General features: G+C 36.2%; 17 protein-coding genes. 7 read left to right on the top strand and 10 right to left on the bottom strand.

Translation table 11 applies throughout. The annotated features are described in order from the left end of the window. The first annotated feature begins 1,065 nt into the window (after positions 1–1,065). Complete coding sequence (locus tag DYY65_RS05320; RefSeq protein ID WP_162476945.1) at positions 1,066–1,380, top strand: cupin domain-containing protein; 315 nt, start codon at positions 1,066–1,068, stop codon at positions 1,378–1,380. Between the two features lie 501 nt (positions 1,381–1,881). On the opposite strand, the gene DYY65_RS05315 is transcribed toward DYY65_RS05320, so the two are convergent. Then, positions 1,882–2,052 carry a hypothetical protein gene (locus tag DYY65_RS05315; RefSeq protein WP_162476944.1) on the bottom strand — a complete coding sequence of 57 codons (171 nt, stop codon included), beginning with the start codon at positions 2,050–2,052 and terminating at the stop codon, positions 1,882–1,884. 777 nt (positions 2,053–2,829) lie between these two features. Between DYY65_RS05315 and DYY65_RS05310 the strand changes: the two genes are divergently transcribed. Next, the gene (locus DYY65_RS05310) at positions 2,830–3,300 is read left to right on the top strand and encodes an HNH endonuclease signature motif containing protein (protein ID WP_162476943.1); all 471 of its coding nucleotides are present in this window, start codon (positions 2,830–2,832) and stop codon (positions 3,298–3,300) included. Positions 3,301–3,360: 60 nt separating this feature from the next. On the opposite strand, the gene DYY65_RS05305 is transcribed toward DYY65_RS05310, so the two are convergent. From DYY65_RS05305 to DYY65_RS12420, 5 genes are all read right to left on the bottom strand, one after another. Continuing rightward, positions 3,361–3,672, bottom strand: coding sequence for a hypothetical protein (locus tag DYY65_RS05305; RefSeq protein WP_162476942.1), 312 nt, complete (start codon positions 3,670–3,672; stop codon positions 3,361–3,363). Positions 3,673–3,957: 285 nt separating this feature from the next. Beyond that, on the bottom strand, positions 3,958–4,425 hold the full coding sequence (locus DYY65_RS05300; protein WP_162476941.1) for a hypothetical protein: 468 nt from the start codon (positions 4,423–4,425) through the stop codon (positions 3,958–3,960). Further along, on the bottom strand, positions 4,406–5,116 hold the full coding sequence (locus DYY65_RS05295) for a hypothetical protein (RefSeq protein ID WP_162476940.1): 711 nt from the start codon (positions 5,114–5,116) through the stop codon (positions 4,406–4,408). The genes DYY65_RS05300 and DYY65_RS05295 overlap by 20 nt, the downstream gene beginning before the upstream one ends. A 573-nt stretch (positions 5,117–5,689) precedes the next feature. Continuing rightward, the gene (locus DYY65_RS05290) at positions 5,690–6,037 is read right to left on the bottom strand and encodes a hypothetical protein (RefSeq protein WP_162476939.1); all 348 of its coding nucleotides are present in this window, start codon (positions 6,035–6,037) and stop codon (positions 5,690–5,692) included. A gap of 1,635 nt (positions 6,038–7,672) precedes the next feature. Next, positions 7,673–7,828, bottom strand: coding sequence for a hypothetical protein (locus tag DYY65_RS12420; RefSeq protein WP_236561685.1), 156 nt, complete (start codon positions 7,826–7,828; stop codon positions 7,673–7,675). A 184-nt stretch (positions 7,829–8,012) separates the two neighbouring features. On the opposite strand from DYY65_RS12420, the gene DYY65_RS05285 reads away from it, so the two are divergent. Further along, a complete protein-coding gene (locus DYY65_RS05285) occupies positions 8,013–8,582 on the top strand; it encodes an endonuclease dU (RefSeq protein WP_162476938.1) in 570 nt (189 codons plus the stop codon). A gap of 172 nt (positions 8,583–8,754) precedes the next feature. Here the strand turns inward: DYY65_RS05285 and DYY65_RS05280 are convergent, their stop codons facing one another. The 3 genes from DYY65_RS05280 to DYY65_RS05270 form a co-directional block, all read right to left on the bottom strand. Next, positions 8,755–9,054, bottom strand: coding sequence for a hypothetical protein (locus tag DYY65_RS05280; RefSeq protein ID WP_201449346.1), 300 nt, complete (start codon positions 9,052–9,054; stop codon positions 8,755–8,757). Between the two features lie 316 nt (positions 9,055–9,370). After that, positions 9,371–9,607: a right-handed parallel beta-helix repeat-containing protein gene (locus DYY65_RS12955; RefSeq protein ID WP_370519300.1), complete on the bottom strand. Its 237-nt coding sequence runs from the start codon at positions 9,605–9,607 to the stop codon at positions 9,371–9,373. Between the two features lie 54 nt (positions 9,608–9,661). Then, the gene (locus DYY65_RS05270) at positions 9,662–10,702 is read right to left on the bottom strand and encodes a right-handed parallel beta-helix repeat-containing protein (RefSeq protein ID WP_162476936.1); all 1,041 of its coding nucleotides are present in this window, start codon (positions 10,700–10,702) and stop codon (positions 9,662–9,664) included. Between the two features lie 154 nt (positions 10,703–10,856). Here DYY65_RS05270 and DYY65_RS05265 point away from each other — a divergent pair, with 154 nt between their 5' ends. The 3 genes from DYY65_RS05265 (at position 10,857) to DYY65_RS05255 (ending at position 11,712) form a co-directional block, all read left to right on the top strand. Continuing rightward, positions 10,857–11,177 (top strand): hypothetical protein, encoded by a 321-nt coding sequence (locus DYY65_RS05265; RefSeq protein WP_162476935.1) that lies wholly within the window; start codon positions 10,857–10,859, stop codon positions 11,175–11,177. A gap of 119 nt (positions 11,178–11,296) precedes the next feature. Further along, positions 11,297–11,449: a hypothetical protein gene (locus DYY65_RS05260; protein ID WP_162476934.1), complete on the top strand. Its 153-nt coding sequence runs from the start codon at positions 11,297–11,299 to the stop codon at positions 11,447–11,449. Positions 11,450–11,505: 56 nt separating this feature from the next. Next, positions 11,506–11,712: a hypothetical protein gene (locus DYY65_RS05255; RefSeq protein ID WP_162476933.1), complete on the top strand. Its 207-nt coding sequence runs from the start codon at positions 11,506–11,508 to the stop codon at positions 11,710–11,712. Here DYY65_RS05255 and DYY65_RS12950 read toward each other — a convergent pair. Beyond that, positions 11,698–11,940 (bottom strand): sensor histidine kinase, encoded by a 243-nt coding sequence (locus DYY65_RS12950; RefSeq protein WP_162476932.1) that lies wholly within the window; start codon positions 11,938–11,940, stop codon positions 11,698–11,700. The two genes, DYY65_RS05255 and DYY65_RS12950, sit on opposite strands and share 15 nt — an antisense overlap. A 593-nt stretch (positions 11,941–12,533) precedes the next feature. Here DYY65_RS12950 and DYY65_RS05245 point away from each other — a divergent pair. Then, on the top strand, positions 12,534–13,754 hold the full coding sequence (locus DYY65_RS05245) for a hypothetical protein (RefSeq protein ID WP_162476931.1): 1,221 nt from the start codon (positions 12,534–12,536) through the stop codon (positions 13,752–13,754). Positions 13,755–14,083: the final 329 nt, after the last annotated feature.

Genomic DNA, 14,083 nt, shown 5'->3' with positions numbered 1-14,083 from the left:
TGTTCACTAACACCACTATAAAGCAAAAAGACATTCTTGATACTTAGATTTTGGTTAAGATTTAGAGTAATATGACCGTTGAACATATGCTTATGTTTATATTCATGCTCTTATTAAAGAATCCTATCATTTGCGAAAAATCTCCGCAGCCGGTCGTCTCGCATCATGCATCATACGACAATATAGTTTTTTGGATCTCAAATACTTGAAAAGTACTATCAGCGTCATTGCTCTGAAGTTTCCTTCTACCCTGTGGCCTATCAAAAACAAACTAACAGCTGCTAGCCTTAAGATTAATCCCGTGATGGGAATAGTGTTAAGATTCAGAAACGACTAATAATTAATGTAATTCTAGTAACACTGTCATGGTACCTCGCTATACTACTCTTCAGAAGTTTCCTATAGGTTAATGATACGCTACTAGAGAAGATAATCTCCTCATCATAGTATTAATTTCAAACATCAGAAGAATATTTGCTGGAATAGACTAGACAGGGTTTAAGAAAGATAATTCACATGCTTCTCAGTATTATAGTGAACGGAAGCTAATGAGGAGAAAATATGCAAAATTATCTATCGGAGCGGACGTATATGTTGCAGCAAATCATATGTACATTAGGGTAAGACGATCTATTATAAGACATGACAATGTGGATTTCCGACGAATTATGAATTATGCGTCTATTATACTATTACCCAACCCAAACTGTTCAAGTAATATTCCTTCTTCTTTATTTCATTGTCAAGCCAAGTTTCAGTATCCGTTAGTCTTGATCCTTCTTTGCATGTATCCTAGTAGTCCAGATCTGGATATGGATAGATGGCTGAGAGCTGAGTACATACCTATCATAAGCTAGTAGATAGAGTGGCTATAAGTTCGGCTATAGCCGCTAATTACACTTCCAAAGGCTATATTAGCCGGTCGATTTTTGATTTGTCTATCTTCATACAGCAAAACGGTGGTTTGGAACAATTGAATATGACTGATTAGCTGCTCTACTGTCAATTAATTTCCAAGAGACATTGAGGAAATAAGTCTATATTATATCCTAATTGAATATGTTTATGACCGAAATTTATGAACTGAACAATGTTCTCACTGACCTTGAAACTCAAGGTGGGTATTTCATAGATGTTGTAAGTAGAAGAGGTATCCAAGCCGGTATTATGCGATTACATGATGGTGAAGACGATACCCAAGGACCTCACTCAGTAGATGAGGTTTATTATGTGATTAAAGGTAGTGGACTTATCAAAATAAATGGAGAAGACCGTTCAATTAAACAAGGAACATCAATTTTTGTTCCTGCAAAAACTGAACACAAGTTTCATGGGAATAGACAAGACCTAGTAATATTTTATGTATTAGGTGGCAGGTAAAAAGAGTGTAAACAGGACCATAAATCTAAAAGAAAATAATTGACTACAAATATTGTAACAGTAGAAGTTCCCACCAATATTCTGTAACATATTATAATAGAAATGAACATATATAGAGCATTTGGATTCATATCGCCAGATGCATAATAGACGTATAATAGATGTTGTAATAATTACATAATTACATAATTAAATAGTTTTAGGCCAAAAGAAGTGGCATAGTCTAATCGTCTCATGGCCTCCACATTTATCGCAATCAGCTTCAACCCATCCAACATAGCGCAGTTTACAATTTCGTCGTCAAACTTTATGATGATATTTTTCACGCTTGTAACCCGCCGTATAGCTCTCTATAAGTGCTTCATTCGATCTGATTGTTCATGCACTATAATTTCATCTAGCCAGCAATTTGAAAATAAGTCCAATCATAACAAAGAGACATAATCAATGAAAAAGCCAATTACGCCGCAGACAGATGTGCTACAATTGCTAATTCAAGCATCATTCTTTAATCTCGCTCCATTTTTCACGCTTTATCATCATATCAAAATTTTCAGGTGTTGAAAACTGATCACCAAAAACTCTTCCATCTGTATCGAGATGGAATCTAACAAATTGAGATTCTTTCTCTGCGTATAAAACAGTTTTACCATCTGCACTTTTGAATTTCATGGCTCTGGTCTCACATATAGGGTATCAACACATATATGTTCTGGGATATGTATGTCATTTTCGCATTTAATACAGAGATGTGGTATCGGAAAACGCAAATGGTGCCCGAAGCTGATCAAAGATGATACGTAGAAAGTACGGCCATTTTATTCTCATTCCGATACATGATTGCTATGGTCAGCTAATTGTATGCTCAATAAAATCATTGGGACTTTTTTAAATCATGTTTCTTGAGCCAGTCTTAATCGCTTCATTTACAATATCTGTGACAGTAGTTTTATTATATAATGCAAATTCTTTTAATTTGAATAAAGTATCTCTTTGAATATATAGAGACGTTCTTTCAATGTCTTCTCTTACCATTCAATGATTATTTGTTATATAAGCGTATAAACGTTAGAGAGTACATATGTTTAATTATAGATGTACCAACATACATATGCCATATAACGAACTGGTTATAATGGCAAAGTGATGCCCAAGCTAGCTTGCAGTGGTCGCATATTGTACATTAAAAATAAACAAACCGGACGACTTACCGGTAGTTTATTTTAGAGACATTGGAGAGTAAAAATTGTTGGCCCAGGCTATCATGTACAAGAATAAAGTTAGAGTGACTAAACAGTGTAGATTGATTCAGATACTTTTCGTATCGGGATACAAACTAAACTAATCAGAGCTAATCATGAGAATAGATAGTTCTATATCAAATCTCCGAAAATTTGGTCGCTCCACTACAGCAACTTGGGCTATCGGGCATAATGGGGAGCTCACTGGATGAAAACTACATCTAAAGTCGCAGCTGTGATTGTGCTTTTATTTTTCATATATTCGTTAAACCGATACAGTGTAGAGCAATATCATTTTCAAAATGGGTTAGTTTGGTTAATAGCTTTAGTCTTCATTTGGATTGTACTAGCTATTAGAAGAGCTGCGAAAAGTGGCCGACTACACAAATCCAAAGTACGGAATCCATTTTCTGAAAAGATAAAAGAAATTACTGTAATTCAGCAAAAACACAGATGTGCAAAGTGTAAAGATTTACTAAATGTAATTCAATATGACCATAAAAATGGGAACCGTTCAGATAATAGCAAGAACAATTGCAATGCTTTGTGTCCCAATTGTCATGCTCGCAAAACCATTATCGAGAGAGATGGGCGGACATTTTTAGCATATCTGTCTATTTCGATGGCTCTCGATTTATCGTTAATAAGTTTCACAAGTATCTGTGCTTTAATCAAATAATTTACTGGTTGGGACCCTGCCTACCACAATATTGACAATTTTTAAAACAGCAGTCACTCTCTATCTATCTCTCTCAAGCAATATCTTCACTAAAGTATGAAGTGTTTTATCTGGATTTTTAAGAGCTCTTTGCCAATGATCATGGTTTTTGTTTATTATATTACGGGCTTTTCGTGACCATTTATTCACCACTTTATGTGTCGCATTTACTTGATGAGCTTTTACCAAAAATTCGCTTATCTGTCTGTTTGTATAAAAGTTGTGTTCCATAAGTAGAGCTGTAATTATTGTTTCAGTGCCATAATTAATATTGCGAGCTCTTGGGCCAAAACTAAAATATTTGCCACACTTTTTACAATGATAATTTTTCACATCACCACTCAGTGTACGTCTAATGCTGTAAGTCAGTGCTGGCACAATATGGGTATTTGGTTTGTGTTGTTGCTTTAGTTTTAATTTTCAATCCTTACTCGGTCTTATGCTCATCTAAATTACACAGATACTTGACAAGTCTGGTTATAAGTGCAATGAATTATAATAGCTCGAAAGATGTTAAAAGATTGTATTATTTCAATATGAGAAAAGTCAAATTGCTTCTCTGGACAGCGTATTCAATAACTAAATCAAACTAAGCTCAAAACAAAAAATAAAAAAGAGTTAGTGGCTTCCGATGCTTACGTCTACGTTATTGTCGGCCGAGTTTGTTTGGGTGTTACCGTTCGCATTAGCACCACATAATGGTAGATGGGTAACGGGGTCAGTTAGACACGCCGGTATCACCGGACCACTACCACCGGATGTTGGTGGAGGCGGTGGGTTGTTTGTTGCACTGTTTGTATTTGATTGTGTAATAAGTTGAGCTACATTGCCGCTTTTATCTACAGAGCCGCTACCGTGAATATCTACATCAGCTGTGTTAGTAGCCGTATTTGACTGATCATTATTGTTTGCATTTGCGCTGCCGCCAGCTCCAGTGTTAGTAGCCGTATTTGTATTTGATTGGTCAATGGATTGTAATACGTTACCGCTATCTTTTATACTGCCACCGTTGTTACCGCCGCCATTGTTATCATTTCCGGTTAACCATGGTTGTCCGCCATTGTTGTTACTCTGCCCACCGTACATCAGCTGTGTTAGTAGCCGTATTTGACTGATCATTATTGTTTGCATTTGCGCTGCCGCCAGCTCCAGTGTTAGTAGCCGTATTTGTATTTGATTGTTGGATGGCTTGAGCTACATTTCCGCTGTCACTTATACTACCGCCTTTCTTGTGGTCACCTAACCACGTTTGTTGACCCCCATTATCTTTGTGATGTCCGCTGCTTATCTGAACATCTGCATTATTGCTTGCGTCATTAGTTTGAGTGTTACCACTTGCACTTGCGCTGCCGCCGCTGCCGCTGTTAGAAGCACTATTGTCATTTGATTGTTTGACAATTTGAACAACGTTTCCGCTATCTTTTATGCTATGGCCGCTCTTTCCATGATTATCGTCTTTGCTACCAGTATATTTGCCAGAATCTTTGTGTTTGTGACCGTGTGAACTATGAATGTGTATGTCTGCAGTATTGTGTGCGTCATTAGATTGATGGTTGTTGTCTGAATGTGAACTTCCGCCGCTACCCGAGTTAGATGCACTATTGGAGTTAGACTGATCAGTGGATTGGACTACATTGCCGTTACCGCTGTTTCCGCTATCTCTATGTGCATATGCTATGTTTGCTAGATTCGATCCGGGAATCATCATCGCTGCAATAGCTATTGCTACAGCTGCAATTACCCCGATCTTTCTGAAATCTTTTTCAGAATAATTCATTCTAACTTGCTACCGGTTAAGCATGATATATAAGAAATTACATCTCAATCGAGAGTAAAATATGTATATAAAAATCCTCCACTCTATATTTAAAGCCATTGAAAAATTTATACAACTTATTCAAAAAATTTTATCTAATATATCACAACTTGATAATATTACAATGGCTAATAATTTCATATTAAATGTCGATTTGTCGATAATCATGATTCTAAAATAGCAGTATTCTAAATAGTAGAAAGAGCATCAGCTTTTTCTACTGCTAGTAACCGGCAAACAAGAGTTGTTGTACTATTGCGGCTTGAACATCTGTTCAAAAACGATAGTGGAGAAAATAGCCGTTTTACCATCATCTTTATATCTTCTTTGGTCAGTTTAATCATTTTGGGCCAGATATCAATTCAATCCCATCCCGGTAATTAATAGTCTATTTAAGATGGATGATACCAATAAGTATCTTGATACATAAATCAAATAAAAAATAGAGACTTAGTTTACTGATTCAGCAGTTTCTAGACTACGAGAATGCCACTTGTGTGATGCATGCTGTGATGAGAAGAGCTACTACTAGTATCAATAGCTACTACTCATACTGGTGCTGTGATGGTGATGGCCACTGCCAGTTGTGCCGGTGTCAGTGCTAGTGCTGTGGTGGTGATGCCCGCTGCTGCTTATGCCGCTGCTAATGCTCGTCCCGTTATTGTCGTTGAAACTAGTGGAGTTGCTGAAAGTATTTGCTGCGTTAGTGCTGCTGCTAGCAGTGTTTGTTGAGTCAGTAGCGCTGCTACTGGTGTTTGTATGACCATGATGGTGGTGTTTGGACTTTGCTGCGAATGTATCTGATGTTACCAGTGTAGATGCTGTAATAGCTACTGCTAAAACCATTACTATGGCTAGTGCTTTTGTCATTTTCGTTTTCATTGAAGCACCACAAAACTACATCAGATATACAGAGTGAGTTAGACTTACGCATAACTTTATCAAGAGCTAGTTTATTAGAAAACAGCTTTGTGTCTTCATTTCTCTATGGAATGGGGTCAAAGTTGCTCCCTTTTTCTCATTCTTTAGCTCTAAACTCGCGTACTTATTGTACCGTCTTGCAATGCATAATATGATCATCTTGGCGGTATCTGGCCCAATTTTGTATCAGTTGATGATCATAAATCTGTTTGGATAAACGGCATATTCGGCGTCACATTTATTATACTAATCTTTTGAGCCAATCAACAATTTGTTGACTAGTTATTCTCTGACGTGTGTGATGGCTATGATGGCTCTATAATGGGACACAGTATGTTGATGATATAATCAATATATAGAATGTTGATAAAGTATAGATGCAATGTCAAGACGCCGACTTAACAATTATAGTTATGCCCATCTATTTAGTTGAGTCGGCGTTTGGGTTGCTTTCCATAACTTTTTAAATTCACTATTTCAACGCAATTAATGTTTGCGCCCGGGACCATTACCAGAAAGCTTCAATGGTTTAACTATTGACTCAAAAGACCACAATAGAAGACTTGCCCGCCAAATCTGTTGCAGAGAATTATCATGTTTGGACGGCGAAATCAAGAAGCTTAGACAATGACTGTTTAATACAAATTATTCTATTCTATGCTTACTGGGTTCGATGGGCTAGAACCGCGAATACAAAGAATAGCGGCACCAAATTGGGATCTGATAGCTTGGAGTCTCGCTAACGACCGTCTCATCTGTTGGTACATTGAAACCCATCGACCCATTGTACAAGAAGCTTAAACATTGATGTTTAATGCATATCGTAGAAGCTATGCATGGCTTGGTGGGCACAACATATATTCCCAACATCCATTGGTTTAACCACACATGCCCATCAAGCTGAGCTAAGCTCTTATGCATCTTCAGACCAGTTTATTTGTTATGGGCTAGCTCTTCTTTGGATAGTTTAATCATTTCGGGCCGATATTCGATTCGACCGCAGTTATTAATAGTCTATCCAAAGTGAGACGAAAGATTGAGTCATTTTTAGGCGTCACTGCACTCATATTATAGCATATCCCACTTGTCGCTTGTCAACTACAGTTGTGAAATGCGAAAATATTAGGATGTGAGTGGATTATCTTTGCCACTGAAGCATCGCAGGGTGAAGACTGTGAAGGCTCTATGGTTGATCGGGGGTTCATCAAACTATGGTATGCTTTCTAATGGTCTGATACAATCCAAAGCAAGATTAATTGTGTGTTTAGCTTCTTCAGCTTGATCAAATGAGAAATTCATACTTCTATCTCATGTTGATAGATATTTCTAAATTTGCTGCCTTCTTCATATCATCAAAATGTTCACGTCAATTAGTTTTTACTTGAGAAGCTCATTAAGTATCTCGCTTAGCCGGGCTTTGTTATATACACTAGACTTGTTTGAAAGTCGGGATAAGATATCTTTTGCATGATACTGGAAAATGGTGCAAGCTAAAGAGAGTGATTAAAAGAAAGAAGTTCTTCTGATAGATGATTCGGACGAGTGTAAACAGGCCATTAATCTAGTGAAGAATTCAACTATCAATTAAGATGAATATCATATTAAGAAATTTGAACAAACCTGCTGTGCTGAGTTACCTACTACTAAGGCGCCATCCATTTTTGCAATCGAGGGAATCTTTAATGGGTTAGGGGAGATCAGACAATACATTTCGCTAAGAGGAAGTAGCTCAGTAGAAGTGAAATCTCTCATCTAATGTATATTTAGATCCTAAAAGAATCACAATTAAGATAGAAAACTGCGCGGCCGTTTAAAATCTATTGCTATGCAGCAGATCTTGAATTGAGGGTTACATATTTCTACAAAGAGTTCGATGATGGATATGTGAGTATCAGCAACAGAAATAATATTTCCCCTTCCAAAAAGGGGGGCTAGAATGAGGTTTCATACTGAGAAAAGAGGCATCCGTGTATTGGGAATAGCCGAAAGCTTCAAAAAAACTAGTGCTTGTTCCACACTTGCAGGGATAGTAATGCGCCGGGACCTGATAATTGACGGTATGGCTTTTGGGAATGTTACGATTGAAGGAAATGATTCTACACAAAACATCCTGTCCATGTATAGATCATTAAAGAGAGACGACATTAATTGTATAATGCTTGATGGCCTTATTATTAGCATGTACAACATAATAGATGGTAAAGAACTCAGAGAAAGAACCAATGTTCCAGTTATAGCGATAACATTCAAAGACTCCAAAGGACTAGAAGGCACTATACAACACCACTTTTCCAATGACTCCAAGCTTAAATTAGAACAATATCATAAGCTAGGGCAACGAGATAGAATTCTATTAAAGACTGGTAAGCTTCTGTTCGTACGATGCTGGGGAATAAGCTCAAAAGAAGCATCCATGGTTGTTAATTGCTTTACTCTCCAAGGTTCTGTTCCAGAGCCGATCAGAATAGCAAAACTTGCTGCGCGTGCTAGTATGCGCAGCAGATAACTCGTAAAGAAATAAGACATACGTATTAGACACAGCATTTAGATATTTTGTTAGGAAAAATAGGAATATGTTACCTAGCTGGTTCGTCGAGGCTATCCGATCTCAACCTATCTATTCAGGAAACTTAATGTATGATATTTGATAGACTAAACAACGGTTACATAAATAAGATTCATTTCTCATCCCAAAGCATTGGCTTGTCGCCTATCATGTTCCATCCTTCTTCTTCTGATCTGACTTTTTCGACGTTGATATCGTCAAAATACCTGTCCAATACAGCTTCTTTTTCCATGGCCAATGGAGGTGAACAATAATCTTCCTCTATCCACAACGCAATATTAGAATCAATCCGTGCATTTTCAAGGCTATGCTTTAGTGATTGCCCAAATGGCCTCATTTTTGATATAATACCTGAACTTAATTCTTTATGTAGATTATCTAGGAGATCCTTTCTTGGTCTGGCTTTGACCAAATATAATGCCATATGAAGATTAGATCAATATTGCATAAAAGGATAAAATTAAATGACAATATAGGATGTTGACAATAATATTTTAAAAATTGACTGATTAGACGGGCTTTATTCCATTTATAGTTCATTCATTCGCTGCTTATCTGTCTAAATAGCTTCATTTTTTCTTTCCCTTTCCTTCCCTACCGACAGGCGATTTTCTTAGTGCCATTCGACAACAAGGACAGAATATACTTTGATTATAATAGACCTCGCATTTCCGACAATATTTTTTACCACTATCATAATTACTTTTGGAAGTCTGTTTTTAACTAAATCATTTTGTAGGGTGAGTTATATGTGCATTTGAAAAGATATTATTCTTTGAAGTAGCATCTTGTTCAATCTTTAGGCTTTCTGGGGTAGAACCAGATATCTTGTTAGAGGTAAATGTATTACCTGATGCACCACTTAGAAGTATAGCATTAGGCAACGAGTTAGATACAGTATTTCCGAAGATCTTGTTATTTGAGGAACCAGTATTTACATTAATACCACTTGCGCTTTTAGAAATTGTATCATTGTATATCTGATTATTATGGGATTGAGAAACAAAAATGCCTGAGGGTTAATTATAAACTATATTATCTCTAGCAATAGAGTTAGTCATATTTCTGCTAAAATCTATTCCATTCTCAGCGTTATCGTGAACTTTATTGTCTTCAATTAATATATTGTAGCAGTTGAGAGAGCATATTATGCCACTGCCATTATTATCATAAATTGTATTATTACGAATTATCAAATCATGGGTTCCTGTATGCGGATCAAGTCCATAGTGGCCACTATTTCTGATGATATTATTTGCTATAACCATGTGACCAACACCAATAGAATAGAATGCAAAGTACATGTCGTGTATGTTGTCATTTTTTAGAATACTTCCATCCCCTCCAGAATAAGCAAGGCCCGAGTCACCTAGATGCTTGCCACCTTCGAATCCTAAATAGGCAATCTCTGAATTCATAATATCAGTATGACCCGTTGCATCGTTCTCAATGACTATGGATGGTCTAGGAGCACCGATAATAAATTGACCTATTCCTGTCCTTGAACCATTGGACTTGGCATAGTAGTTTGTTGTTGGATCCCAAGATGTTATTTTTACTGAATCAATCTTTAGACTACCATGAACGTCAATCCAGTACGCAGGACGTATTTTGCCAGAACTAGAAGAACTGCCTCTTCGACTACCATCATTATTACTTCCTATTATTTTTGAATTTATTTTCAACCACTTTGTATCACTAGAATCGATATGGAACGTAGCGCCTTTGGCAATTACCAAATTAGCACTAAGAAGCCATGCTCCAGCTGGTGTCTGCTTGGCTAGGATACTGGCATCGTGTAGAACATTATCGATATCTGTGAGTCTAGTAGATGGATTAGTACAGCTAACACTAATTGTTCTTGTAGAGGGATTGTAGTTAATACAACCAATAGAGTTTGAAGAGGAAGTGCTGCCTTGCTGAGAAGGTATGGAGGACGATTGAGTTGGCTTTATTTTATTTGAAGAAGTATGGGATGTTTTATGTTTGATTGCTGAAGCCTTTGTAACAAATAGATTATTTTGACCATCAAGAAGGAAAAGAACTAATAAAAAAGACATGAAACATACAGCAGCTTTTCTAATATGTCCATTCAAACGTAGTAAGAACAAATTCTGATGTAGAATATATATTTGAACCGCAAACCTTTACCTTTATCTTCTGAGATTGGAGTTAATATAGTTTATTTGACACCAACTACAATACAATACCGAAATGTATAAACATATTAGTTCACGCATCTGTATTACGGTTTTTGTTGCAATTATTATTGCATTTGCGATAATAGGCATTGCTACTGGGTCCACCGTCATAACTCCTGCTCAAAGTAAAATGTCACATCACACTCATGTTAGTGGAAGTGCTAGTGGTAGCGATCACAGTAAAAGTAGCTCTTCTATCAAAGGTACTACTTCAAATCAATCTGCGTTAGCAGAAAAGATGTCAAATGTAGCCAATAATAATTTTGTCAATAGTAATGCTAAAACCAATAGTAACAAAGTAGAGATTATCAGGTTTAATATTAAGGAATACTGATCTAGTATCAAATAATTTTTAAAATTATTTTTTACAGTACCTATATGGGGTAGGTATTTCTCGCAGGACCTAATTTCTGTGGTAACAGGTGGTAGCAGCTGAAAACAGGTTGTAACATCATGGTAACAAGCTTGGAGATAGTGGTAACAATAGGTAACATATTGGTAACAGATGGTAACATTGTGGTAACAAGAGATGGCAACCGGGCAACAATAGATAACAAATTGGTAATAGGTGGTAACAGGGAAAAAGCTATTAGGTACAGTCGATAATTATAGTTGAGGCTAAGATTTGACTTGGTTATCTAATATGACTAAGGTTATCTAATATGACTAAGGCAGAAAAAGAACAATATGTGATCCAACTTTGCGAAGAAGATAAGAACTACAAAGAGATTGCAAAACTAACTCACAAGTTCATTCGTGACATTGGCGCTATAATTAAAAGACATCAGGAGAACATTGAACGAGAAAATGGCCAACTAGAGGAGACAAATGAGGATTATGATGTTAAATCAAAATCAAAAATTTCGTAATAATAATAGTTTTGGCAATATTTCAGTATCTATTCCTTGACCATCATCCTTAACAGATACAATAGCTTGTTTCTGGTTATGACTGACGTCTAAATTAATAAGTATTGTTCCATTTTTGGTAAATTTAATGCTGTTACTCAACAGATTAGAAGGGACTTGCGATAACCTTGCTTTGTCTGCATTTACCTGAAAAATGGTATCATCTTTCTTGTTGTTGTTGTAGTGCAATGTTATTTTTCTGTTATCTAGTTGCCTTCACTACCTTCACCTTCCTATTTTTACCAAGGATGTGAAGTATGGATGAAACTTTATACACCACCGGTTGATAGTCTAGGCATATATGATGTCAACGACTTGGACAGCGCGTTTAGAATTAAACCTAGTGGGCATAGGAATCGAATTTACTTCTCATTCTGATACGGGACAAGGCTATTTCAGGGTGTAAAAGAATTAAAGAGATTAAAGAAGGAATAATCAGCTACGAAACAAAGCTATTAGAAGAAGACAAGAAAAAAATAAAGAGATTCAAAGAATATCTCGAAAATTCTGATCAGCTTTCAGTTTGTACTCGAGATAATAGACTACAGTTTGTTTATAATAATTTCCATGAGGCCATCGAAAAGATTCTGAACAAATCTAAAAATGGAGAACATAAAGGAATCAGATGGCTTACTTCCATCGAAGATAAAGATAGTGCCGGCGTTGCTAAAATATTTCAGGATGGAGGGGTAGTTATACGACATGTTAAACAAATACCCATAAGCTTTGGCGTTTCAGACAAAGAAGTAGTTGGTTCAATAGCAAATACGGAAGGCACTCGAATGGCAAAGAAACTTTTTGTTAGTAACGAACCTCTTTACGTAGAGCATTTTAATAGTTTATTTGAAGAATTATGGAAAAATGGAATTGATCTCAAAGACAGAATAAGAGAAATTGAAGAGGGAATAGCACCTATTAAAACTAGAATCCTGTACGATCAAGATGAAATAATCAAGGAAATAAAACGCAAGAACAATAGCGCTAATAGGTTATCTATATGCACAGGATTTGGTGGAATTAAGATGAGCTACCATTACCTATTTGACTCATACAAGAGCGTTGTAGATAAGCATCAAAGAGAAGGAGGAAAAGAGGGCGAGGGATTAAGGTGGATAACCAATATAAATGAAGAGAGTCTAAATTTAGTCAAAATATTTCTTGATTCTGGAATAAAAATAAGGCATATCAAAAATATGCCACCTATCAGTTTTGGTGTTTCAGATAAAGAAGTAGCCATCACAATAGAAAAAATGGAAGGTGGTAAAATGAGTCAAAGTTTCTTGATTAGTAATGATCCTCTTTATACCATTCATTTCAATTCAGTGTTTGAGGAGTTGTGGAAGAACGGTGTTGATGCTAACGATAGAATAAAAGACATTGAAGCAGGTACTAACTTGGCCGATATAGAAGTTATTCCAAATGCATCTAAAGCTCGAGAACTATATTTTCAAATCTTAAAGGCTGCTACAGAAGAAATATTGCTTTTATTTCCTACTGTTAACGCCTTCATAAGACAAGAAAAAATAGTACAAGGGTCGCTTTTGCTGTCTAATACAGAAAAATCCAGAAAGAAAATCAAATTTAGAATCCTTATGCCATTCAAGCAACAAATTGAACCAATGATAACGAATTTTAAACAAAGCTTTTCTGATAATATACAGATTGAAATTAGATATATTGAATCAGTAATGCTCACTACTCAGGCAACAATCCTTGTTACAGACAGGAAAAAGTCAATGGTAATGGAGATAAAAGATGATTCAAAAATGAATTTTGAAGAAGCAATTGGACTATCAACCTATTCAAATAGCAAAGCAGGGGTTTTATCATACGTATCTATTTTTGAGAATTTATGGAAACAAATTGAACTTTATGAAAATGTCAAGAAATCACATGAGCAATTAATTGTTCATAACAAGGCGCAACAAGAGTTCATCAATATCGCAGCTCATGAATTACGCACCCCTATACAACCCATATTGGGACTAACAGAAATTATATGATCTAGGACAATAGATACTAGACAACAAGAATTACTCGATATCACTATAAGAAATGCAAAGCGCCTAAGCAAACTTTCTGCTGAAATCTTGGATGTCACAAAGCTTGAAAGCCATACTCTTGAACTAAAGAAAGAAGTATTCAATCTCAATGATGTCATAGCCAATACTATAGATGATACTGTGCTAAGCAAGGAGTTTAGTAACAAAAGTAATCAGCTATCGTACGAGCCCTGTAATGTTTTGTTACATGCAGACAAACCGCGAATAGCAGAGGTCCTATCAAATCTATTGAGCAATGCTATCAGTTTACCACAGACGGTAAAATAACA

The organism is Nitrososphaera sp. AFS, assembly GCF_009898475.1.
Lineage (GTDB): Archaea > Thermoproteota > Nitrososphaeria > Nitrososphaerales > Nitrososphaeraceae > Nitrosopolaris.
Note: the sequence above shows the minus strand (reverse complement) of the source record. Positions and strands in the feature narration are given on the sequence as shown.

What these genes read in the sequence shown, in the direction of transcription:
- DYY65_RS05320 (WP_162476945.1), top strand. Translation starts at nt 1,066, where the DNA reads ATGACCGAAATTTATGAACTGAACAATGTTCTCACTGACCTTGAAACT.
- DYY65_RS05245 (WP_162476931.1), top strand. Translation starts at nt 12,534, where the DNA reads ATGGCAAAGAAACTTTTTGTTAGTAACGAACCTCTTTACGTAGAGCAT.
- DYY65_RS05295 (WP_162476940.1), bottom strand. Translation starts at nt 5,116, where the DNA reads ATGAATTATTCTGAAAAAGATTTCAGAAAGATCGGGGTAATTGCAGCT.
- DYY65_RS05290 (WP_162476939.1), bottom strand. Translation starts at nt 6,037, where the DNA reads ATGAAAACGAAAATGACAAAAGCACTAGCCATAGTAATGGTTTTAGCA.
- DYY65_RS05310 (WP_162476943.1), top strand. Translation starts at nt 2,830, where the DNA reads ATGAAAACTACATCTAAAGTCGCAGCTGTGATTGTGCTTTTATTTTTC.
- DYY65_RS05285 (WP_162476938.1), top strand. Translation starts at nt 8,013, where the DNA reads ATGAGGTTTCATACTGAGAAAAGAGGCATCCGTGTATTGGGAATAGCC.
- DYY65_RS05255 (WP_162476933.1), top strand. Translation starts at nt 11,506, where the DNA reads ATGACTAAGGCAGAAAAAGAACAATATGTGATCCAACTTTGCGAAGAA.
- DYY65_RS05300 (WP_162476941.1), bottom strand. Translation starts at nt 4,425, where the DNA reads ATGTACGGTGGGCAGAGTAACAACAATGGCGGACAACCATGGTTAACC.
- DYY65_RS05315 (WP_162476944.1), bottom strand. Translation starts at nt 2,052, where the DNA reads ATGAAATTCAAAAGTGCAGATGGTAAAACTGTTTTATACGCAGAGAAA.
- DYY65_RS12420 (WP_236561685.1), bottom strand. Translation starts at nt 7,828, where the DNA reads ATGAGAGATTTCACTTCTACTGAGCTACTTCCTCTTAGCGAAATGTAT.
- DYY65_RS05265 (WP_162476935.1), top strand. Translation starts at nt 10,857, where the DNA reads ATGTATAAACATATTAGTTCACGCATCTGTATTACGGTTTTTGTTGCA.
- DYY65_RS05260 (WP_162476934.1), top strand. Translation starts at nt 11,297, where the DNA reads ATGGTAACAAGCTTGGAGATAGTGGTAACAATAGGTAACATATTGGTA.
- DYY65_RS05270 (WP_162476936.1), bottom strand. Translation starts at nt 10,702, where the DNA reads ATGTCTTTTTTATTAGTTCTTTTCCTTCTTGATGGTCAAAATAATCTA.